This is a genomic window from Sediminimonas qiaohouensis DSM 21189 (assembly GCF_000423645.1).
Taxonomy (GTDB): domain Bacteria; phylum Pseudomonadota; class Alphaproteobacteria; order Rhodobacterales; family Rhodobacteraceae; genus Sediminimonas; species Sediminimonas qiaohouensis.
Map to the genome: position 1 here is coordinate 41795 of NZ_AUIJ01000008.1, position 20406 is coordinate 62200.

A 20406-nucleotide genomic window follows, 5' to 3' on the forward strand; every position below is an offset into this window, starting at 1 on the left:
ATGCTGTGCACGCTTTTCGTTTGCCTGACCCTGCTCGCCGCCCCTGTTGCGGCGCAGGATTTTCCCGTGCGCATCGACCACGCCTTCGGCACCGCGACGATCCCCGACCGTCCCACCCGTGTCGTCTCGCTCAGCTTCATCGGTCACGACTTCCTTCTGGCCCTCGGGGTGAAGCCCTACGCATTGCGCAAATGGTACGGCAACCACCCCCACGGCGTCTGGCCCTGGGCGCAGGAGGCGCTGGGCGACGCCGAGCCCATCGTCATGCAGGGCGAGATCGACATCGAGGCCATCGCCGCCATGAAACCCGACCTCATCGTGGGCCAGTGGAGCGGCATGAGCCAAAACGACTACCGCCTGCTGTCCCGGATCGCCCCTACCATTGCCCATCGCGCCGAATGGGGTTCTTATGGCGCACCCTGGCAGGGCATGCTGCGCACCCTCGGTGCGGTGACGGGCCGCCCGAACCGGGCCGAGGCGGAAATCGCCCGGCTCGAAGCCCGCATCGCCCGCATCCGGGCGGCCCACCCCGACTGGCAGGGCGCCAGTGCCGCGATGGTCTGGGCCGGCAGCACCGGTGCCTATACCTCGCGCGACATCCGTGGCCGCCTGCTGCGCGACCTGGGCTTCACCGTGCCCGCGGCCATCGACGCGCGCGGCAGCCTCAACCGCGCCTATGTTCAGATCCCGCCCGAGGACCTGTCGCCCATCGACGTGGACGCATTGATCTGGCTCGACGCGGGCGGCTCGGTCGACCGTCTCAATAACCTGCCTCTGCGCGATACCATGCGCGCCTATACCCAGGGGCGCGAGATCTATTCAGGCCTCATGCTCTCGGCCGCATTGTCGCATTCCAGCCCGCTCAGCCTCGATTACGCGCTGGATCGCTTCGTGCCCCTGCTCGAAGCAGCGATGGACGGCGATCCGGCGACCGTGGTTTCCACCTCGCAGGAGGCCGGCATTCTCCCCCCGGGGGCGTCCGATGCGCGCTGACACCACTTGGCACCTTCGCGCCGCAACCGATCGGCGGCCGCTCGTCCTGCTGGCTTCGCTTGCCGCGCTGGTTCTGCTCGCCCTGCTGGCGCTACGGTTGGGCTATCGCCCCGTGGACTGGGCCGATCTGGTCGGGGCCCTGACCGCCTTCGATCCGACCGACCCGGAACAGATCGTCATCCGCGAGATCCGCCTACCGCGCCTCGTCGGGGCGCTTCTCGCCGGAGCCGCCCTGGGGATCGCGGGCGCGCTGATCCAGGGGATGACCCGCAATCCGCTGGCCGATCCGGGGCTTCTGGGCATCAATGCAGGCGCGGCGGCCGGCGTGATCGGGGCAACCTTCCTGCTGGGGATGGCCGCGCCCGGCCAATATGTCTGGATGGCGTTTGGCGGCGGGGCGCTCGGCGCCGCGGCGGTCTTTGCCCTGGGTGGCGGCACGCAGGCCAGCCCTGCGCGGCTCTTGCTGGCGGGGGCCGCGCTGACCGCCTTCTTCCTCGCCATGATCCGCGGTCTCGTGTTGATGAGCCGGCAAAGCCTTGAGACCTATCGTTTCTGGGTTCTTGGCGGGTTCGACGACGTCACCCTTGGAACGCTGGCCGCGCTCTGGCCATTCTTCGTCGCGGGCGTTCTGGTCGCGCTGGCCGCCGCCACGCTGATCGATGCGCTGGCTCTGGGCGAGGATACCGCGCGTGGGCTGGGCGTGAATGTGGGCGGGGCGAAACTGCTCTGCGGTCTGGCCATCGTGCTGCTTTCTTCAAGCACGGTGGCCCTGGCCGGACCGATTGCCTTTGTCGGCCTGATCGTACCCCATATGGCGCGCGCCGTGATGCGTCAGGACATTCTGTGGCTCGCCCCCTGTGCCGGGATCTTCGGTGCGGGCCTGATGGTGCTGGCCGATCTGGCCGGGCGCTCGGCGCTGTTCGGAGGCACCATGCAGGCGGGTGTGATGTCGGCGCTGATCGGCGGACCGATCCTAATCTGGCTGGTCCGCAGAACCGGGGGGCGCAGGCTGTGATGCAGACGCTCCGTTTCGGTCCCGTTTCCCTTGCCGTACACCGGCGTCCGCTGATCGCCGGGGTCGGGCTGCTGGCCCTCGTGGCGCTGGCCGCCGTGGCGGCGCTGTTGATCGGCAGCTATCCGATCACCCCCGGCGGCATATGGCAGGCGCTGACCGGCCGCGCCGATGCGATCCCGGCCATGATCGTTCTGGATCACCGTCTGCCGCGCATCCTGACCGCGATCGGGGCCGGCGCGGCACTGGGGCTTGCGGGCGCGATGGTCCAGACCATGCTGCGCAACCCGCTGGCCGCGCCAGACATCATCGGGTTCACCGCTGGCGCGAACGCGGGCGCGCTCCTTGCGGTGCTGCTAACCGGGGGGATGATCCTGGCCGGCGCCCTGGCCGGCGGGGCGCTGGCGGCCATGGCCGTCGTCGCGCTCGCCTGGCGCGGCGGGCTAGACACGTACCGGCTGATCCTCGTGGGTCTCGGCGCCAGCCTGTCGCTGGGCGCGGCGGCCGATCTGCTGCTGAGCTATACCGACGAGAACACCGCCGCCGACATGGCCCGTTGGCTTACCGGCACGCTGCATGCCCGCGGCCCGGCCGAGGTCGCGCTGGTCTGGGGCGGTCTGGCCATGCTGGCACCCATCGCGCTCTGGCTCGGCTTCCCGCTCGCGCGGATGACCTTCTCGAACGACACGGTCGTCGGCCTGGGCCTGCCGCTCGCGCCACTCCGGCTGGCCGTCACCGCACTGGCGGTCGCACTGGTGGCGCTGGCGGTGAGCGTGGCGGGCCCGCTGCCGTTCGTCGCCTTCGTCTCCGGTCCAATCGCAAGGCGCCTGACCGGAAGCGGCGGACCCGCCCTTCCGGCCGCCGCGCTGACGGGCGCAACGGTCACGCTGGGCGCAGACCTGGCGGCGCGCTCGATCCCGATGGTTCAGCTGCCTGCCGGTGTCTTCACCGCGATGGTCGGCGCGCCCGTTCTGGTCTGGCTCCTGTGGGTTCAGGCGAGGAAGGGGCGGCTGTGATGCGTGTACAAAACGGACAAGGGGTCCTTTGAGTATGGTACCAAACGGAACGAAATGCCGTCTGCGGGCCGAGGCGATCTCGGTCGACTATCCCGGTCGATCGGTGCTCGACAGCCTGTCGCTGGACATTCCGGCCGGCAAGGTAACGGCCATCGTCGGCCCCAACGCCTGCGGCAAGTCGACACTGTTGCGGGCCCTGGCCCGGCTGACGCCGGTGGGGAGCGGGCAGGTCTCGCTCGATGGACAACCCATCGGGAAACAACGCTCGCGTACCGTTGCGCGGCAACTCGCGATCCTGCCTCAGTCGCCGTTGGCGCCCGAGGGGTTGACCGTTCTGGACCTTGTCCGCCGCGGGCGCACCCCGCACCAATCCGCATTGCGTCAGTGGTCCCGCAAGGATGCCGAGGCGGTGGACCGCTCCTTGTGCCTGACCGGATTGAAAGGAATGTCCTTTCAATCGCTTGCCACGTTGTCGGGCGGTCAACGGCAACGCGCGTGGATCGCGATGGCGTTGGCACAGGACACCGATCTTCTGCTTCTGGACGAGCCCACGACCTATCTCGATTTACCCCACCAGATCGAGCTTCTCACGCTCATCCGCAAGCTCAACCACGACACCGGCCGCACCGTGGCGATGGTGCTTCACGACATCAACCTTGCCGCCCGCTTCGCCGACCACATGGTCGCCCTCCGGGACGGCAGGGTGCGCCACCAGGGCGCCCCCGCCGAAGTTGTCAACGCCGAGATGATGCAAGACATCTTCTCGCTGCCCTGCACCGTGATCTCCGATCCGGTCCACGGCCACCCCCATGTCATTCCCGCCTGAAGGAGATGCCCGTGACCATGTCCCGACATATCGATTTCGCCCACCGCGCCGAGACCGCGCTCCCGGGTCTGGACCCGGCACGCCTGCGCGAGGCCATGATCGCGGAGGCCCTAGAGCATGGGTTGGAGGTCATGCAGGAAGCTAACGGAGGCGTGGCGGTGCTGACCGCTTATGGCCGCTACACGTTGGTGTCTCAGGCCGGAAAGGCCCACGCGTCGATCGAATCGCCCCGGGCGGATTGGCTCTTCGCCCTCAAGGAAGCTCTGACCGAAAAGGTATCCGCCCTGCACACCGGCGCAGTTGAGGAGATGCGATGGTCGGACGCTTTGCCGGAGGGAATCCGCCCCCCGAATTTCCAGTTCGTCGAGATCCGGGCGATCACGGCGGTCGGTCGGGATTTTCTGCGCGTCACGGTCGGTGCAGAGGATCTGTCGGCGTTCGGCGATGACGCGATCCACTTCCGCCTGGTCCTGCCGGCGCCGGGTGACGCCGAGCCCGAATGGCCCCGTATCGCTGCCAACGGTGCGACGATCTGGCCCAAAGGTGAGAAAGCGCTGCACCGGCCGGTCTACACCGTGCGCCAGATCGACATGACACGCGGCGAGCTGACCTTTGATCTATTCGTTCATGAGGGCGGGCGGGCCACCGACTGGGCGCGGTCCGTCCGTATCGGCTCTCGCGTCGGGCTGACCGGACCGGGGGGCGGCGGGATACCGAAAACCTTCGGGATCACGCTTTACGCCGACGAAACCGGGTTTCCTGCCGCGGCCCGCATTCTCGAAGCGTTGCCGCCGGAGGCGACCGGGCACGCCGTCCTGAGCGCCCGAGTCGGTGCGGCGTGCGGATACCCCTTGCCCACCCACCCGGGGGTGCAGGTGCACTGGCGCGCGGGAGAGTCGTCCACGCGACTGGCCGACCGTGCCATTGCCGAGCGGGCAACCCATGAAGCGCACAGCTTGTGGTTTGCGGCCGAAAAGGCAGGCGCACAGAAATTGCGCGTCTGGTGCAAGGCCAATGGGGTCGATCTCCGCGACCACTACGTCGCCGCGTTCTGGACACAAGGTAACTGGACATGAAGATCAACAACGTCATGACTCTCTTTAGACACCGCACGGCCTCCCGCCCTCATACGGCGCTCGGGCGCCGCAACGCAGCCACCGCAAGCCCCACGGCCTGCGCCGTCTTGACCCTATGGGCGCTTGCCGGCACGGCCTTGGCTCAGGATGCGCCCCAACCGCCCGAAATCACCGGCGAGGCGCCGGCGCTGGCCGCTCCCGAACCGGAAACCGCAGATCGCCCTGCCAAGGCATCCCCGGAGGCCGCCGCGCCCCAGGTCGAAACAGAAATTGCGCCGGCCGAAGCGACGTCGGAAAACGGCGCGGTAACGCCCCCGACCGAAACCACATCCGTCGGGTCAAGCGGCGGGACGCAAACCGACCCCTCCCGAGCGCAGAGCGCGCCCGAGGCCGCCGGCTCCCCCGCGGTGGCGCCGGATGAGGCGGCCGAGCCGTTCCTCACGGCGATGGAAACCGCAGTGGAACGTGCGCTGACCTTTCTGCGCAATGGCGGCCCTGCGATCTGGGCCATTGCCGCGCTGTCCGTGGCCACACTCGCGCTGATCTTATGGAAGGCCTGGCGTCTTGCGCTCATGGGCGCGTGGTCGCGCGGCAAGGCCGACCGCGCGGTCGAGGCGTATCAGCACGGCGACACAGCCAGCGCGCTCGCCCTGGTTGAGAGGCGGCGCGGAATCCGCTCGCAGGTCATGGCGACCACCCTGCGCAGCCTCGAGCGGCTTTCCGGGGAGGCGGCGCGCGAAGAAACCGCGCGCGTCGCCAAACGCCGGTTGGCCTCGGCGCGCGACGGGCTGGGGGCGCTGGAACTGATCGCCACCATCGCGCCTCTGCTGGGGCTTCTGGGCACGGTTCTGGGCATGATTGCCGCGTTCCAGGCGTTGCAGGCCGCGGGATCGCGCGCCGATCCGGCCCTGCTTGCCGGCGGCATCTGGGAGGCGCTTCTGACCACCGCGGCCGGTATGGCCGTGGCGATCCCGGCTTCGGCGGCGCTGACATGGTTCGAGTCGGTGGTGGAGCGGATGCGCCGCGACATCGAGGACAATGCGGTGCGCGTCTTCATCGCCGCGCAACCCGAGGCCCTGAAACTCGCGGCCGAATGAGATGCAATTCACGTCCCCCGCCCGCCCCCGGCGCAAGCCCAGCCTTACGCCCATGATCGACGTGGTCTTTCTGCTCCTCGTTTTCTTCATGCTGGCCTCGCGCTTCGGGACAGAGGCGATGATGCCACTCCCGCTCGCCGCGTCCGGCGGGGACAGCTACAACGGCCCGCCGCGCCTGGTGGACATCTCCCCGGCCTCGGTGGCGCTTAATGGCCGGCCCGTCGATGACCTGCCAGCCGCGTTACAGCCGCTGATGAGCAGCCCCACCGACATGGTGATCCTGCGCGGCCAAGAGGGCGCCGAACTTCAGCGGGTGGTCAGCGTCAGCGAAGAGCTGCGCGGCGCGGGGTTTACCGCGCTTGTTCTGGTGGAGTGAGACATGGATCTGAGTGAACCGCCCGAGCGTCCCCGCGGCGAATCCATCGTGCCCATGATCAACGTGGTATTCCTGTTGCTCATCTTTTTCCTGATGACCTCGCAACTGGCCTCGCCCGAACCTTTCGAGGTGACACCGCCGGAAGCGGAGACAGACGCGGAAGTGGAGGCGGAACCGGTCCTTTTCGTCAGCGCCGAGGGTCGGATCGTCTTTGACGGACATGAAGGGTCGCAAGCAATCGCCGCCCTGGCCGGGCAGCAGGAAGAAGGTTTCGTCATCCAGTTACGCGCTGATTCCGGGCTGGAGGCGAAAAAGCTCGCCGCGATCCTACGCGATCTGTCGCAGGCGGGCCTGTCACGCGTCGAACTGGTGGTTGCACATAAATGAAACGCCTGGTCGAAATGGCAGCCTTCTCAGCGCTTGCGATACTGGTTCATGTCGCTCTGTTTGCTCGGACCTCCGAGGAGGGCCATGACGCAGGCGGGTCCGGCGGAACGGCATTGGTCTCGCTCAAGGCGGCCGACGCGACTGTGGCCGAAATGGTCGAGACCTGGAACCGCCCGCCCCCGCAGACGCCGGTTCATCAGCCGGAGCTGCGCCCTGCGCCTGCTCTGACCGCCCCCGCCGCCCAGTTGCCACGCATGAATCTGGCAAAGGCGCCGCGGGCCGAGATGCGCATGACCGCGCTGCCGCCGGCCGAACCGGAGGCGCTCCAGCTCGACCCGCAAGCCGCCCTGCCGCGCCCTCAGACGAGCGAGCAGGACATCGCCCGTCCGAATGCTCCTGAGACCCCGATGCCCGCGCCCGATCTGCCACGGGCCGAAATGTCGCCGCCGGAAACGCACGCGCCGAAAAGGGCCGGCCCGCCCCAACAAATGACCAGGGCACCGTCGGTGGACACAGCGCCGGCGCCTCCCCAGCCGTCAGAAGTCGCCCCCACCACGTCGCTGCGCCCGCCACAGCGCCCGAACGCACCACGGCCGACAGATGTGCCCAAGACCGCGCGCAAGGCCGAGCAGACCTCGCCCGGGCGCGTCGCGCAGCGGGCCGCGGGATCCGGCGGCAGCAGCCAGGCGGGACAAAAAGGGCGCGCGGATACGGCCACGGCATCGAAGGGCCAACAGGCCAGGGCGCAAGCCGTCTGGGGCGCCAAGGTCCGGTCCAGGATCGAACGCGCCAAGCGCTATCCCCGCGGCACGAATGCGTCCGGACAGGTGAGCCTCGCAATCTCGATCTCGCGCACCGGGGCGTTGCTGGGCGTCAATCTCCGGCGCTCCTCGGGCAATCCGGTCCTGGACCAGGCCGCCCTTGACGCCGTGCGCCGCGCGGGTCGGTTCCCCCCGGCGCCCCGCGAATTGCCGCGCGACGCCTATACCTTCGCGCTGGCCATAGTGCTGAAGCGGTGAGAGAGCTGCCAAAGCGGCGGCAGCAGTGCCGACTGTCTCGGCCAGCCGCTTGGTGACCGTCGCAAGAATGAGTGGGTGACTGTCGCATGAAAGCTGGCATTAGAATTGCGGGACTTTGCGCTGAAAGTCCGCTTCTGTAGCTATCATCAGTAAGCTCGCATCCGCAGCAAAAGACCGCTAACCGCCCTTCGTAGTCCTGGGCGGCCATATGCGCTTCTGTTCGGTTGGTAGTTGGCGCGACGATCCAGGGAGCGCACACAGTCGAGAATGGTCCACACCGTCCCTGGCCCTCGACAAGCCATCAATCCTGACATGTAGGGAAAGTCTGTTGCTCCGCCGTTGAAGCTCGCTGCCGCAGTTCTGCAGAGCCAGGGGATATTCCGTGGAATGGGCAAACGCCAATGGCACCGCGGCGCAACTCAACAGCGCGGCCATAAGGGTGGTTTTGCAGGTCAAGATCAAAGCTCTCCGGACCTAGTCAATCCGGGCATTCGGGCTGGCAGGCGGCGTGAATGGGCCGGACGTCAGCCCGCGGCGGCCCGCGCTAAGCGGTCCCGTTACGGGGTGTGGCATGGTCATCGGCAGTCCTTCCCCCGGGCAACCCCGCCCGGTGCTACGGTTGTCATGCCGGCAGGTCTCCTGACTTGCGGGTCATCGCTTGGCCGGGTCTTCCCGTCGCGCTCTGGCGCAACAGTGACTTTGTCCGGCGTCGCTATCCGCTTACAGTTGCGGGGGCAGTCACGGTCTCGGTGCTTGATGGCTACGCCTCACCGTGTTCCCTTTTCATCTCCTCTCGGAGAACCGACATGCTGCAAACAGCATGGGCCCGCGGCGGCCGTCAAGGCGTGAAACTCGCTGGAGCCGGCAAGGGCGGCTTTGCTCTTAGCCGCGCGGCGGGAACATTGGGGCCAACCCGTGTGTGTCAGGCTGGCGTGGTAGTCTTTACTTTGCTCTCCTGACGAACTCGCATTGTCCTCTTGGTTGGCTCTTGTGGCGTAGCCCCTCATCCGACCCGATCCTGACATGCGGTTGTCAGTACCAGCGATTGTCGCTACTGGTGGAACGTTATGACATAACATAACGAATCGCAGGAAAACCGAACCTTAGGACCACAGGAGACACTCATGCAGAAGGCATTCGCCAAGCACGTCACCATGCTCGCCGCCGGCGCACTGATCGCCCTCTCCGCGCAGGCCTTTGCGGAAAGTGGCAGCGACGGTGCGACGGACCACGATCACGACCACTCGAAAGAGCACGCCCACGAGCACAGCGACGATGATATCTACAACGGCTACTTCGACGACGACCAGATCAAGGCCCGCGATCTCTCGGACTGGGCCGGCGACTGGCAGTCGGTCTTCCCGCTGCTGCAGGACGGCACACTCGACCCGGTCATGGCGCACAAGGCCGCGCATGGCGACAAGATCGCGGCCGAATACACCGCCTATTACCAGACCGGCTACGCGACCAAGGTCGAGCGTATCCTCATCGAGGGCGACAGCGTCACCTTCTTCGAGGACGGGACACCTCTACAGGGCCACTATGCCGACGACGGGCATGAGGTGCTGACCTACGAGGCCGGCAACCGCGGCGTCCGCTACATCTTCGAGAAGACCGGCGGTGACGCCGAGGCGCCCGACTACATCCAGTTCAGCGACCACGCGATCGCCCCCACCGACGCCGGGCACTTCCACCTCTACTGGGGCGACGACCGAGCGGCGCTGCTCAAGGAAGTGACCAACTGGCCGACCTACTATCCCGCCGACCTCGGCGGCGAAGAGGTGGCCGAAGAGATGATGGCCCACTGAGCCCATACCCTCGGGCGGCCCCGCGGGGCCGCCTTCGCGCTGAGACGGCCATCACCGAAGGAACCGACATGCCCCCCAGTGACACCCGCCTTCCCGTCACCGTCCTCTCGGGCTTCCTGGGCGCCGGAAAGACCACGCTTCTGAACCAGGTGCTCAACAATCGCGAAGGCCGTCGCGTTGCGGTCATCGTCAACGACATGTCCGAGGTGAACATCGACGCCGACCTCGTCCGCGACGGCGGCGCCGATCTGAGCCAGACCGAGGAAAAGCTGGTCGAGATGACGAACGGCTGCATCTGCTGCACCCTGCGCGACGACCTTCTGCAGGAGGTCCGCCGCCTCGCCGCCGAGGGGCGGTTCGACTACCTGCTGATCGAATCCACCGGCGTCTCCGACCCCCTGCCCGTCGCGGCCACGTTCGAGTTCCGGAACGAGGGCGGCGAGAGCCTGTCGGACGTCGCGCGGCTCGACACCATGGTCACGGTCGTGGACACGGTGAACCTGCTCAAGGACTACGCCAGCCACGATTTCCTCAAGGACCGTGGCGAGGAGATGGGCGGGGCCGACGATCGCACCTTGGTCGACCTGCTCGTCGACCAGATCGAATTCGCCGACATCGTGATCCTCAACAAGGTCAGCGACGCGGACGCGGAAAAACTCGACGCTGCGCGCAAGATCGTCAGGGTCCTCAATCCCGACGCGCAGATCCTCGAGACCGATTACGGCCGCGTCCCGCAGTCGCGGATCTTTGACACGGGCCTCTTCGATTTCGAGGCGCTCATGGCCACCCCCTCTGGGCGAAAGAGCTCTATGGCTTCGCCGACCACGTGCCCGAGACCGAGGAATACGGCGTCTCGTCCTTCGTCTACCGGGCACGGCGGCCGTTCCACCCGCAAAAGCTACACGATGTCCTGAACGGCCCGCTGCCGGGCGTCCTGCGCGCCAAGGGGCATTTCTGGGTTGCGACGCGGCCTGACTGGTTGGCGGAATTCTCGCTCGCCGGTGCGCTCAGCAGCATCCGTCCGCTGGGAATGTGGTGGCCACCGTGCCGCCCGAGCGCCGGCCGGATCACCCGCAGGCCGTGGCCTACATCGAACGGCATTGGCAAGCCCCCTTCGGCGACCGGCGGCAGGAACTGGTCTTCATCGGCGCAGGTATGGACAAGGCCGCGATAACGGCCGCGCTGGATGCAGCCCTGCTGGAGGGCGCCGAGGACTTCACGCCCGACGCTTGGACAGGCCTCGACGATCCCTTTCCCGCGTGGCGGCGCGCGCCGGAGATGGCGTGATGGGGGCGGCTATGCAGCAGACGGCTGCAACCTTCCTCAGCGATAACGTACCGGAGGTGCTTGAGCGCATCCACGCCCGGGGCTGCGCTGCCGCGATCTGGGAACGGCACGTGAGTGCGGCGGCGCAAGGCTGGCTCGACCGCCTGCAGCCCGGGCAGCTTCCTGCCCTGCGCACCGAGATTCCGGTGCATGCGGTCCGCGACGCCGTTGAGGCCGCCTGCACGCGGGTCGAGTTGCCTGGCGGCGCCGACCGCGGCTGGCTCTGCCCGGATATTCAGTCTCTCGCGATGCGGTTCGCCGAGGTGATGGGCGCGCGCCGGGTGGCGCTGCGGCTCGACGTTGTGCGCGACGATGCCTGCCGGAAGTTTCACCTCGACAACGTACCGGCTCGGCTTCTCTGCACCTATCGCGGAGCGGGCACCGAGTACGGCAAGGCGTGCAACGATGGCGAGCCCGAACAGATCAACCGGATGAAGTCCGGATGGGTCGGACTCTTTCGGGGTGCGGCGTGGTTCGGGGATGCCCCCTGCGGGCTGACCCACCGCTCTCGGCCTATCGCCGGACGCGGTGAAACACGTCTACTGCTGGTCATCGACGCGGTCGAGCCCGGCTGATGGCGCGGATCACGCGGCGCGGGAACGCACGCAGCAGCCTGCGTCGCCGAACCCGTATCGGCGATCCGATGGCGGCCTATGACAGGCTTCCTCCGGAGCTCCGCGCCTGGCTGGCCGAGGCGGCGCTCCCTTGGTTTCCCCGTTCGGCGCGGCGCGCTTGGCAGCGCGCGCTGCAAGACTACGGCGGGGACACCAAGGCGGCCCGCGAGAGGCTCAGCAGGATCGAGCGGGCGATGTTGGAAAGAGATGCGTCTAAGGTCTGGGGTATGCGCTCTGCGCTTTGACACGAGCCCGCCAAGCGCGCGTGGTGCATTCGGTACGGGCTCCGCCTTACGATGACGCGCAAGGAGAAGAGCGCGGCCTCGAAACGGCTGCAGCTTGCGCATCAACCGCGTCTTCTTGAGCCTTGCGGCCATTCGCGCAACCTGCAGCGAATGACGGCTCTCCGCCCTTCCCTCTCAAGCAGCCCCTATGTGGAGGTGTCCGCACCTGAAGTGGCCCGATGCCGCCCCGCCGGGATCAGGCGGCGGCGGGTTCGGCCTTGGCCGTCGCCTCGCCTTGGCCCTCGGGGTGGGCGGGGCTGTGGCCCTCGTCCATCACCGGGCGCAGGCGACGCAGGCGCAGCGCGTTGCTCAGCACGAAGATCGACGAAAGCGCCATCGCCCCCGCGGCCAGGATCGGCGACAGAAGCAGCCCGAAGGCGGGATAGAGCAAGCCCGCCGCGACCGGGATCAGCGCGGTGTTGTAGCCGAATGCCCAGAACAGGTTCTGCCGAATGTTGCGCATGGTGTGGCGCGAGACATGGAACGCGTTGACCACGCCGCGCAGGTCGCCCGACATCAGCACCACGTCGGCGGATTCGATCGCAACATCGGTGCCGGTTCCGATGGCGATGCCGACATCGGCCCGTGCCAGCGCGGGGGCGTCGTTGATCCCGTCGCCAACAAAGGCCACCCGGCGCCCGCCCTTGGCGAGATCATCGAGCGCCGACACCTTGCCATCGGGCAGCACCCCGGCGATGACGTGGTCGATGCCGGTCTCGGCGGCGATGGCACGGGCGGTTTCGGGCTTGTCACCGGTAATCATAGCCACCGACAGCCCCAGATCGTGCAGCGCGGCGATCGCGGCGCCGCTGGCGGGCTTGAGCGGGTCGGCCACGGCGACGAGGGCCGCTGCCTGCCCGTCGATCGCGGCGAAAAGCACGGTGCGGCCGCGTTCGGCCAGCGCCTTTTCGCGATCCTGAAGCGCGGAGATGTCGATGCCTTCGCGCGTCATCAGGCGGTCGGCGCCGACGAGGACATCGTGCCCGTCCACGTTTGCGCGCACGCCGTAGCCAGTGATTGCAGCGAAATCGGTCACGTTCGGGCGCGGGCCGGTGGCATCCTCGGCCTCGGCGGCGCGGGTGATGGCCTGTGCGATGGGGTGCTCGGACTGCGCCTCGAGCGCGGCTATGAGGGACAGGACACGGGGGCGGTCAAGGGGGCTGTATTCCGTCAGTATCATGTCGGTCAACTCGGGGCGCCCGCGCGTCAGCGTGCCGGTCTTGTCGAGCGCGACCACGTCGACCGAGCCGAGCCCCTGCAGCGCGTCGCCCTTGCGAAACAGCACGCCCATTTCGGCCGCCCGCCCGGTGCCGACCATGATCGACGTGGGCGTGGCCAGCCCCATGGCGCAAGGGCACGCGATGATCAGCACCGACACGCCAGCAACCAACGCCATGGTCAGCGCCGGGGCCGGCCCGATCAGCAGCCACACCAGCACCGTCAGCACGGCAACCGTCATCACGGCGGGCACGAACCACAGCGTGACGCGATCCACCAGCCCCTGAATGGGGAGTTTGGCGCCCTGCGCCTGTTCGACCATGCGGATGATTTGCGACAGGGTGGTATCGGCGCCCACGCGGGTGGCGCGGAAGCGCAGGCTGCCGGCGCCGTTGACGGTGCCGCCGGTGATCGGATCGCCGGGGGATTTGAGGACCGGCACCGGTTCGCCGGTGATCATGCTTTCGTCGACATGGGCGCTGCCCTGGGTCACTTCGCCATCGGTCGCGATCCGCTCGCCGGGGCGAACCAGCAGCAGATCGCCGGTCTGGATCTCGTCGATGGGGACCTCGTGCGGAGTATCATTGCGCAGCACGGTGGCGGTGCGGGGCGTCAGGCCTACAAGCGCGCGGATGGCGGCGCCGGTGCGGCCCTTGGCGCGTGCCTCAAGCGCGCGGCCCAGCAGGATCAGCACGACGATCACGGCGGCGGCCTCGAAATACACGGCGCGGGATTGCTCGGGCAGCAACGCGGGCGCGAAGGTGGCCACGACGGAATAGAGATACGCCGCCGAGGTGCCGACAGCGACAAGGCTGTTCATGTCGGGCGCGCCGCGCAGAAGCGCCGGAAAGCCCTTGGTGTAGAACATCCGCCCCGGCCCGATCAGCACCAGCGTGGTCAACACGAACTGGATCAGCCAACTGGTCTGATGGCCGATGGTGCTGCCGATCAGTTCGTGCATGCCGGGGATCAGGTGCGCGCCCATTTCCAGCGCGAACACCGGCAGCGCCAGCACAGCGGCCAGCGTCATGTGGCGGGCCATCTCGCGCGCTTCGGTCTGTTTGCGGTCGGTGGTGTCTTGCGCGGCGGCGGTGTCTTCGGTGGCTTCGGCCGGGTAGCCCGCGTCGGTGGCCGCGCGGATCAGGTCGTCCACGGTGACCGCGCCCTCAACATAGTCCACGGTCGCGGTTTCCGAGGCCAGGTTGACGTTAACCGACAGCACGCCGGGCACCGCGGCAAGCGCGCGGTCCACCCGCCCCATGCAGGACGCGCAGGACATCGACGCGACGCTCAGGCGCACGCGTCCGCGGCGCGCGGGGTATCCGGCTTCGTCCAGGGTGGCGGCGACACTGGCGATATCGGCGGGGGCGCCGAGGCTCAGTTGCACGGTTTCCGAGGCTAGGTTGACCGAGACATCGCTAACGCCATCGACGGCGTTGAGGGCGCGCTCAACGCGGCCCACGCAAGAGGCGCAAGACATCCCTTCGACCGAGAGGCGGAGTTGTGTCGTATCGGGCATGGGTATTCCCCCGTTCGTTGCGATGTGGCGGCGCGGCCCGGATGGGATCGCCGGCGTTTGCAGAACAGGTGGGGCTTCCCCTAGCTGGAAGGTCAAGGGGCGTTCGTGAATTTTCCGCCAATTTGTCGCGGGCCGGGTGATTGCAATTCGATGTGGATATGTTAGTGAGCAATCACTTACAACGCGAGTCCGCCATGTCACGCACCCGCAAGCCAGCCGAGATTCGGCGCGCCGAAATTACCAGCGCGGTCCTGGAGCTACTGAACACGCAGTCGCCGGGTGGCCTGAGCACGGCGGCAATCGCGGCGCATGTCGGGGTCAGTCATTCGGCGCTGTTTCGGCATTTCGCCACCAAGGATGCGCTATGGGCCGGGGTCATGGACGAGATCGAGGCCCGCGCGCGCGCCGCGTGGGACGCGGCCGAGGCGCAAGGCGGACCGCCCGCGGCGCAGTTGCGCGCGCTACTCAGGGCGCAGGCGGGCCTGATCGCGCGGACCCCGGCGATACCGAACCTGATCTTCAGCCCCGGACACCTGGCCGCCGAGACGGTGACGCGACCCATTCACACGCGGATCATGGCCGGGTTTCACGCCCGGATCGAGGCGCTGATCACGCGGGCGATGCGGGATGGCACGCTCTGCGATGATGTGGCGCCGGGGGATGCGACGCTGTTGCTGATGGGGCTGCTGCAGGGGTTGGCCCTACGGTGGACCCTGTCGAAGCGCGGCTTCGATCTGGAAGCCGAGGCCGCCCGCCTGATAGAGTTGCAATTGCGCCTGATGCGGGCGCCTGACAGTGGAGAGATGCCATGAAGCCCATGCGCTTGTTGCGTTTGCTGCCCCCCATCGCGATTGGCGTGGGCGTGGCCGCCTGGCTGATCATCAACAGCGAGCCGCCCGAACGCGTGGAGCAGGCCGAGCGCGGCGCGGTGGTCACCACGTTGCGCGCCGAGGCAGAGCCGCTGGCGCCGGTGGTTCAGGGATTTGGCAATGTGCGCCCGGCGCGGCGCTGGTCCTCGGTGTCCGAGGTGGCGGGGATCGTGACCTACCGGCATCCCGACCTGGACACCGGCAACGTGATCGATGCGGGCACGCATGTCCTGAGCATCGATCCCAGCAGTTACGAGTTGGCCCGCGCGCAGGCCAAGGCCGATTTGGCCGCGCTGCGCGCCGAGATGGACCAGTTGCAGGTGGAAGAGGACAACACCGCCCGCATTCTGGAGCTGGAAAAGCGGCGGCTGTCGCTGGCGCGCGGCGATCTGGAACGGACCCGGAACCTGGTGGAGCAAGGCACCGCGCCCAAGGCGCGCGCCGACGAGCAAGAGCGTGCCGCGTTGGGAATCGAGCGGGGGGTGGCGGAGCTTTCCAACACGCTGGGCCTGATCCCAAGCCGCCGCGCCCGCCTGCAAGCGCAGATCGCGCGCGCCAAGGCGGCCCTGTCGCGGGCCGAGCGCGATTTGGGCAAGACGCGCATCACCGCGCCGTTCGATCTGCGGGTGGCGGAAGTATCGGTGCAGCAGTTCCAGTTCGTGCCGGCGGGGCAGCCGTTGGTTTCGGGCGACGGGATCGCGCGGGCCGAGGTGACCGCGCAGATGCCGCTGGATGCGTTTCCGCGCCTGATGGCCGGGGCCCGCGCAGACGACGGCACCGGGCAGGACGCCCTGGAGCGCGCGGCGGGCCGGATCGATGCCAAGGTGACGCTGGTGGCCGATCCGGGGCAGGAATGGCAGGGCCGGGTCGAGCGGATCGAGAACGCACTGGACCCGCGGGCGCGCACGGTGCCGGTGGTGGTCGTGGTGGACGCGCCCTATGCCGGGGCGGCGCCGCCGTTGCGCCTGCCGCTGGTGCCGAACATGTATGTGCGCCTGACGCTGACCGGCCCCGAGGGCGCGCCGGTCATTGCCCTGCCCGATCACGCGGTGCATGGCGGCGACACAGTGTACCTGCGCGACGGCGACGGGCGGCTGGAGCTGCGCAAGGTCACCGTCGCCTACCGGCAGCAGGGCCTTGCGGTGATCGCCGAGGGCCTTGAGGGCGGCGAGGAGGTGGTTCTGGAGGACCTGGTGCCCGCCCTGCCCGGCATGCCGCTAAGCGTGGCTGAAGGCGCCCCGGACGGGGCGACGGAGGGCGGACAATGATCCGCTGGTTCGGCGCGCATCCGACGGCGGCCAACCTTTTGTTGGTGCTGATGCTGGTGGTGGGGGTGATGGCGGCGCCCACCCTGAAGCGCGAGACATTCCCCGATTTCCGCGCCACCGAGGCCGAGATCACCGTGACCTATCGCGGCGCCTCGGCGGCCGAGGTCGAGGATGCGATTTGCCGGCGGCTTTGGGACGGGTTGCAGCCGGTCGAGAACCTTGAGGAGCTGACCTGCGCCGCGCAGGACAATGTCGCCCGCGCGGTGGCCACGATGATGCCGGGGGGCGATCCGCTACGCTTTGTCAACGATCTGCGCACCGAGGTGGGGGCGATCGACGACCTGCCCGATGCCGCAGATCCGCCGATCACCCGCGCGTTGCATCGCACCGATATCGTGACATCCGTCGCGGTGGCGGGCGACATACCGCTGCGCGACCTGGACCGTTATGCCAGCGCATTGCAGGACCGTCTGGCCGCGCTGGACGGGGTCGCCCGAGTCGACATGTCGGGGCTGGGCGAGCGGCAGTTCCGCATCACCATCCCGCGCGCCGAGCTGGATCGCCACGGGCTAAGCGCGGCGGCGCTGGCGCGGACCATCGGCGCGCAGAGCGTGGACCGTCCGGCGGGCACGCTGCAGACCCCGGCGCGCGACATTCGCCTGCGGTTCGCCGACGAGCGGCGCAGCGCGGCCGAGCTGTCCGAACTGATCGTGCTGTCGGGGGCCGGCGGCAGCGACCTGATGCTGGGCGAGATCGCGCAGATCGAGGAAACCTATGAGCCCCCCGAGCAGCGCGCGCAGATGGACGGGCAGCGCGCGATTTTCCTGCAGGTGCACAAGCCGCTGGAGGCGGACGCGCTGAACGTGCTGGACGATGTGACCGCGCTGGTGGCGCGCGAACGGGCCGCCGTTCCCGGCAGCCTGCGGGTGGAAATGGTACAGGACATGACCAGCATCGTGCGCGAACGGCTGTTCATGCTGGTGCAGAACGGGATTATCGGCCTGGTCCTGGTGGTCGCGGTGATGAGCCTGTTTTTCCGCCCCGGTTTCGCCATATGGGCGGCAATGGGCCTGCCGGTGGCGTTCATGGGGGCGTTTGCGGGAATGGCGCTGATGGGGCTGTCGGTGAACATGATCACGCTGGTGGCGCTGTTGATGGCGATCGGGATCGTGATGGACGATTCCATCGTGATCTCGGACGCGATCGCCGATGCCTCGGCGGGCGGTGCGACGCGACTGGAGGCGGCCGTTGCGGGCGCGCGCCGGGTGATGCCGGGGGTTCTGTCATCCTTTGCGACGACGGTGGCGGTGTTCGGGCCGCTGTCGTTCCTGTCGGGCGAGCTGGGCGCGGTGCTGGAGGTGCTGCCGGTGGTCCTGATCGCGGCGCTGATCGCGTCGCTGGCCGAGGCGTTCTGGATCCTGCCGCATCACTTGTCGCATGGCCTGAAATCGGCGGAAACACCGCCCTCAAACCTGCGCGCGCGGTTCGACCGGGGCTTTGAGCGGGTCCGCGAGGGGGGCGTCGGGCGGATGGCCGATTTCGCGATCCGCTGGCGCTACCTGACGGCGGGGGGGACGATCGCGGTGCTGATCGTGACCATCGCCATGCTGGCGGGCGGGTATATCAAGCGCGAGGCGATGCCGGCGATTGACGGCGATGTCCTTGAGGCGCGGATCGAGATGCCACAGGGCACGCCCCTGCACCGGACCGAGGCGGTGGCCGCGCGGGTGATCAAGGCGCTGGAAGCGGTCAATACCCGCTTCAGCCCCGATCAGCCGGGTGGCGCGGCGCTGGTGCGCAGCGTGCAGACACGGTTCAGCCAGAACGCAACGGCGGCGATCAGTGGCGCGCATGTCGCCACGGTCAGCGCCGATCTTCTGGGCGCCGAGACACGGGCGACAACGCTGGACCAGATCATCGCGCAGTGGCGCACGGAGATGGGCAATATTCCCGGCCCGGTGGACATCATCCTGACCGAGCCGGGCATGGGACCGCAGGGTATCGCGGTGGAAATCCGCCTTATGGCGGCGGACCTGGAGGTGCTGGAGCGCGCGGGCAACGCCCTGCTGCACGAGGTGCGCAGCTATGCCGGGGTCTACAACGCCACGCATGATCTGCGCCCCGGCAAGCCGGAATTGCGGCTGGTGCTGGCCGAGGGGGCGACGTCACTGGGCCTGAGCGCGGAGGACGTGGCGGGGCAGCTTGGCGCGGCCTTCCTGGGCCAGGTGATCGGCACGGTGCAGGAGGGCGACATCGCGCATGAGGTGGAGCTGCGCACCGATGCGCTGGACCGCGACTCGCGCGCGGATCTGCGGGAGTTCAACATCGCTCTGCCCGACGGCGGCACGGTGCCGCTGACCACGGTGGCGCGGATCGAGGAAGCGCGCGGCTGGGCCTCGGTTACCCACGTGGACGGGGTGCGCACGCTGACCGTGCAGACGGATGTCGACGGGCGCATCGGCAACGCCGATGCCATCGTGAGCGAACTGCGCGCCGGGTTCCTGCCGGCGTTGGCCGAGCGGACAGAGGGCCTGCGATACGAGATCGGCGGGCAGAGCGCCAATTCGGCGGAAACCGTGGGCTCGATCCTGCGGGGGTTCTTGGTCGGGCTGGTGGGGATCTACGTGGTGCTATCCTACCAGTTCCGCAGCTATGCCGAGCCGGTGATCGTGATGATCACCATTCCGCTGGCCCTGATCGGGGTGGTTTGGGGGCATATGGCGATGGGGTACAACATCGCGATGCCATCGCTGGTGGGTGCGGCATCATTGGCGGGGATCGTGGTGAACAACGCCATCCTGATGGTGCAGGTGATCAAGGAACGCGCGGCGGATGGCATGGCGCTGGTACAGGCGGCGGGCCAGGCCAGCCGCGACAGGTTCCGCCCGATCCTGGTGTCGGTATCGACCACAATCATGGGGCTTTTGCCGCTGTTGGCCGAGACCAGCACGCAAGCGCAGACGCTAAAGCCGCTGGTAATCTCGGTGGTGTTCGGGCTGCTGGTTTCGACGGTACTGGTTCTGATGGTGCTGCCGTCGTTCTATGCCATCCTGGACGATCTGGGGCTGGCGCGGGCGGGTGGCGAGGATGAAGGAGACGCCGCATGAGGCCGGGCATGCGCAAAAGAGCGGTGCGCGTTGCAGGGGGTGTCGCGCTGATTTTCGGGGCGCTGACCGTCGTGTCGGGCGGCAGGGCGCTGCTGAACCGCGCCGCGATGGGCGATGTCGTGGGCTTTGTCCTGTGGTTCAACTTCGGCGCCGGGTTCGCCTATGTGCTGGCGGGTCTGGGCCTGCTGCGCGGGGCCGAATGGGCGGGGCGGCTGGCGCTGGCCATCGCGGCGGCAACGATTCTGGTGTTCGCGGCGTTCGGGGGTCACGTGATGAGCGGGGGCGCCTACGAAATGCGAACGGTGGCAGCAATGACCCTGCGCAGCGCGGTCTGGGTGGGGATCGCGGCGTTGGCGTTGCGGCGCGGCGACGAAGGCTGACCTGACGTACGCAGATGCCCGTGAGAAGATAGCGCAAGCCGGGCGAGCGCCTGCCCGTGGGATGGCGCTGCGACGACCGAGCTAGGCACTTTATCCCGCCACATACCTCCAACATTTCAATGGCAGCGCTACACCGCCAAAGCGCCAGCCCGCCGGAACGGGCAGGCGCTCGCCCTGCGCCCTTCGGGCGCTATTCGGGCGGGGGCAGAGC

17 protein-coding genes, 1 pseudogene and 1 riboswitch are annotated in these 20406 nt (G+C 68.1%); of the genes and pseudogenes, 17 read left to right on the forward strand and 1 reads right to left on the reverse strand.

Annotated features, from left to right (window positions below):
* From G568_RS0108610 to G568_RS20685, 13 genes and pseudogenes are all read left to right on the forward strand, one after another.
* Entirely contained in the window at positions 1-993 is a 993-nt protein-coding gene (locus tag G568_RS0108610) for an ABC transporter substrate-binding protein (RefSeq protein ID WP_026757643.1), read from the forward strand.
* Positions 983-2008: a FecCD family ABC transporter permease gene (locus G568_RS0108615; protein WP_026757644.1), complete on the forward strand. Its 1026-nt coding sequence runs from the start codon at positions 983-985 to the stop codon at positions 2006-2008. Before G568_RS0108610 ends, G568_RS0108615 begins: the two co-directional genes overlap by 11 nt.
* Positions 2008-3021, forward strand: coding sequence for a FecCD family ABC transporter permease (locus G568_RS0108620; protein ID WP_245582920.1), 1014 nt, complete (start codon positions 2008-2010; stop codon positions 3019-3021). Before G568_RS0108615 ends, G568_RS0108620 begins: the two co-directional genes overlap by 1 nt.
* A 34-nt stretch (positions 3022-3055) precedes the next feature.
* Entirely contained in the window at positions 3056-3847 is a 792-nt protein-coding gene (locus G568_RS0108625) for an ABC transporter ATP-binding protein (protein WP_037373905.1), read from the forward strand.
* Positions 3848-3864: 17 nt separating this feature from the next.
* On the forward strand, positions 3865-4923 hold the full coding sequence (locus G568_RS0108630; protein ID WP_026757647.1) for a siderophore-interacting protein: 1059 nt from the start codon (positions 3865-3867) through the stop codon (positions 4921-4923).
* Entirely contained in the window at positions 4920-6020 is a 1101-nt protein-coding gene (locus G568_RS20680; RefSeq protein ID WP_245582921.1) for a MotA/TolQ/ExbB proton channel family protein, read from the forward strand. Before G568_RS0108630 ends, G568_RS20680 begins: the two co-directional genes overlap by 4 nt.
* 1 nt (position 6021) lies before the next feature.
* The gene (locus G568_RS0108640; RefSeq protein WP_026757649.1) at positions 6022-6396 is read left to right on the forward strand and encodes an ExbD/TolR family protein; all 375 of its coding nucleotides are present in this window, start codon (positions 6022-6024) and stop codon (positions 6394-6396) included.
* A 3-nt stretch (positions 6397-6399) separates the two neighbouring features.
* Positions 6400-6783, forward strand: a complete 384-nt coding sequence (locus tag G568_RS0108645; protein ID WP_026757650.1) for an ExbD/TolR family protein — start codon at positions 6400-6402, stop codon at positions 6781-6783.
* On the forward strand, positions 6780-7802 hold the full coding sequence (locus tag G568_RS0108650; RefSeq protein WP_026757651.1) for a TonB family protein: 1023 nt from the start codon (positions 6780-6782) through the stop codon (positions 7800-7802). The genes G568_RS0108645 and G568_RS0108650 overlap by 4 nt, the downstream gene beginning before the upstream one ends.
* A gap of 612 nt (positions 7803-8414) precedes the next feature.
* Positions 8415-8623, reverse strand: a riboswitch (cobalamin riboswitch).
* A gap of 303 nt (positions 8624-8926) precedes the next feature.
* A complete protein-coding gene (locus tag G568_RS0108655; RefSeq protein WP_026757652.1) occupies positions 8927-9610 on the forward strand; it encodes a ZinT family metal-binding protein in 684 nt (227 codons plus the stop codon).
* Positions 9611-9678: 68 nt separating this feature from the next.
* Positions 9679-10897 (forward strand): annotated as a pseudogene (locus G568_RS18560) (GTP-binding protein).
* A gap of 11 nt (positions 10898-10908) precedes the next feature.
* A complete protein-coding gene (locus G568_RS0108665; RefSeq protein ID WP_026757653.1) occupies positions 10909-11511 on the forward strand; it encodes a DUF1826 domain-containing protein in 603 nt (200 codons plus the stop codon).
* Positions 11511-11795 (forward strand): DUF6525 family protein, encoded by a 285-nt coding sequence (locus G568_RS20685; RefSeq protein WP_026757654.1) that lies wholly within the window; start codon positions 11511-11513, stop codon positions 11793-11795. Before G568_RS0108665 ends, G568_RS20685 begins: the two co-directional genes overlap by 1 nt.
* Before the next feature lie 235 nt (positions 11796-12030).
* On the opposite strand, the gene G568_RS18565 is transcribed toward G568_RS20685, so the two are convergent.
* Positions 12031-14571 carry a heavy metal translocating P-type ATPase gene (locus G568_RS18565; RefSeq protein WP_051202869.1) on the reverse strand — a complete coding sequence of 847 codons (2541 nt, stop codon included), beginning with the start codon at positions 14569-14571 and terminating at the stop codon, positions 12031-12033.
* 194 nt (positions 14572-14765) lie between these two features.
* Here G568_RS18565 and G568_RS0108680 point away from each other — a divergent pair, with 194 nt between their 5' ends.
* From G568_RS0108680 to G568_RS0108695, 4 genes are read left to right on the forward strand one after another with little or no spacing between them, the layout of a single operon-like run.
* The gene (locus tag G568_RS0108680) at positions 14766-15383 is read left to right on the forward strand and encodes a TetR/AcrR family transcriptional regulator (RefSeq protein ID WP_051202871.1); all 618 of its coding nucleotides are present in this window, start codon (positions 14766-14768) and stop codon (positions 15381-15383) included.
* On the forward strand, positions 15380-16708 hold the full coding sequence (locus G568_RS18570) for an efflux RND transporter periplasmic adaptor subunit (RefSeq protein WP_051202874.1): 1329 nt from the start codon (positions 15380-15382) through the stop codon (positions 16706-16708). Before G568_RS0108680 ends, G568_RS18570 begins: the two co-directional genes overlap by 4 nt.
* Complete coding sequence (locus G568_RS0108690; RefSeq protein WP_026757656.1) at positions 16705-19815, forward strand: efflux RND transporter permease subunit; 3111 nt, start codon at positions 16705-16707, stop codon at positions 19813-19815. Before G568_RS18570 ends, G568_RS0108690 begins: the two co-directional genes overlap by 4 nt.
* Positions 19812-20195, forward strand: a complete 384-nt coding sequence (locus tag G568_RS0108695; protein WP_157084343.1) for a hypothetical protein — start codon at positions 19812-19814, stop codon at positions 20193-20195. The genes G568_RS0108690 and G568_RS0108695 overlap by 4 nt, the downstream gene beginning before the upstream one ends.
* The last annotated feature ends 211 nt before the right edge of the window (positions 20196-20406 follow it).

What these genes read in the sequence shown, in the direction of transcription:
- G568_RS0108610 (WP_026757643.1), top strand. Translation starts at nt 1, where the DNA reads ATGCTGTGCACGCTTTTCGTTTGCCTGACCCTGCTCGCCGCCCCTGTT.
- G568_RS0108615 (WP_026757644.1), top strand. Translation starts at nt 983, where the DNA reads ATGCGCGCTGACACCACTTGGCACCTTCGCGCCGCAACCGATCGGCGG.
- G568_RS0108620 (WP_245582920.1), top strand. Translation starts at nt 2,008, where the DNA reads ATGCAGACGCTCCGTTTCGGTCCCGTTTCCCTTGCCGTACACCGGCGT.
- G568_RS0108625 (WP_037373905.1), top strand. Translation starts at nt 3,056, where the DNA reads ATGGTACCAAACGGAACGAAATGCCGTCTGCGGGCCGAGGCGATCTCG.
- G568_RS0108630 (WP_026757647.1), top strand. Translation starts at nt 3,865, where the DNA reads ATGTCCCGACATATCGATTTCGCCCACCGCGCCGAGACCGCGCTCCCG.
- G568_RS20680 (WP_245582921.1), top strand. Translation starts at nt 4,920, where the DNA reads ATGAAGATCAACAACGTCATGACTCTCTTTAGACACCGCACGGCCTCC.
- G568_RS0108640 (WP_026757649.1), top strand. Translation starts at nt 6,022, where the DNA reads ATGCAATTCACGTCCCCCGCCCGCCCCCGGCGCAAGCCCAGCCTTACG.
- G568_RS0108645 (WP_026757650.1), top strand. Translation starts at nt 6,400, where the DNA reads ATGGATCTGAGTGAACCGCCCGAGCGTCCCCGCGGCGAATCCATCGTG.
- G568_RS0108650 (WP_026757651.1), top strand. Translation starts at nt 6,780, where the DNA reads ATGAAACGCCTGGTCGAAATGGCAGCCTTCTCAGCGCTTGCGATACTG.
- G568_RS0108655 (WP_026757652.1), top strand. Translation starts at nt 8,927, where the DNA reads ATGCAGAAGGCATTCGCCAAGCACGTCACCATGCTCGCCGCCGGCGCA.
- G568_RS0108665 (WP_026757653.1), top strand. Translation starts at nt 10,909, where the DNA reads ATGCAGCAGACGGCTGCAACCTTCCTCAGCGATAACGTACCGGAGGTG.
- G568_RS20685 (WP_026757654.1), top strand. Translation starts at nt 11,511, where the DNA reads ATGGCGCGGATCACGCGGCGCGGGAACGCACGCAGCAGCCTGCGTCGC.
- G568_RS18565 (WP_051202869.1), bottom strand. Translation starts at nt 14,571, where the DNA reads ATGCCCGATACGACACAACTCCGCCTCTCGGTCGAAGGGATGTCTTGC.
- G568_RS0108680 (WP_051202871.1), top strand. Translation starts at nt 14,766, where the DNA reads ATGTCACGCACCCGCAAGCCAGCCGAGATTCGGCGCGCCGAAATTACC.
- G568_RS18570 (WP_051202874.1), top strand. Translation starts at nt 15,380, where the DNA reads ATGAAGCCCATGCGCTTGTTGCGTTTGCTGCCCCCCATCGCGATTGGC.
- G568_RS0108690 (WP_026757656.1), top strand. Translation starts at nt 16,705, where the DNA reads ATGATCCGCTGGTTCGGCGCGCATCCGACGGCGGCCAACCTTTTGTTG.
- G568_RS0108695 (WP_157084343.1), top strand. Translation starts at nt 19,812, where the DNA reads ATGAGGCCGGGCATGCGCAAAAGAGCGGTGCGCGTTGCAGGGGGTGTC.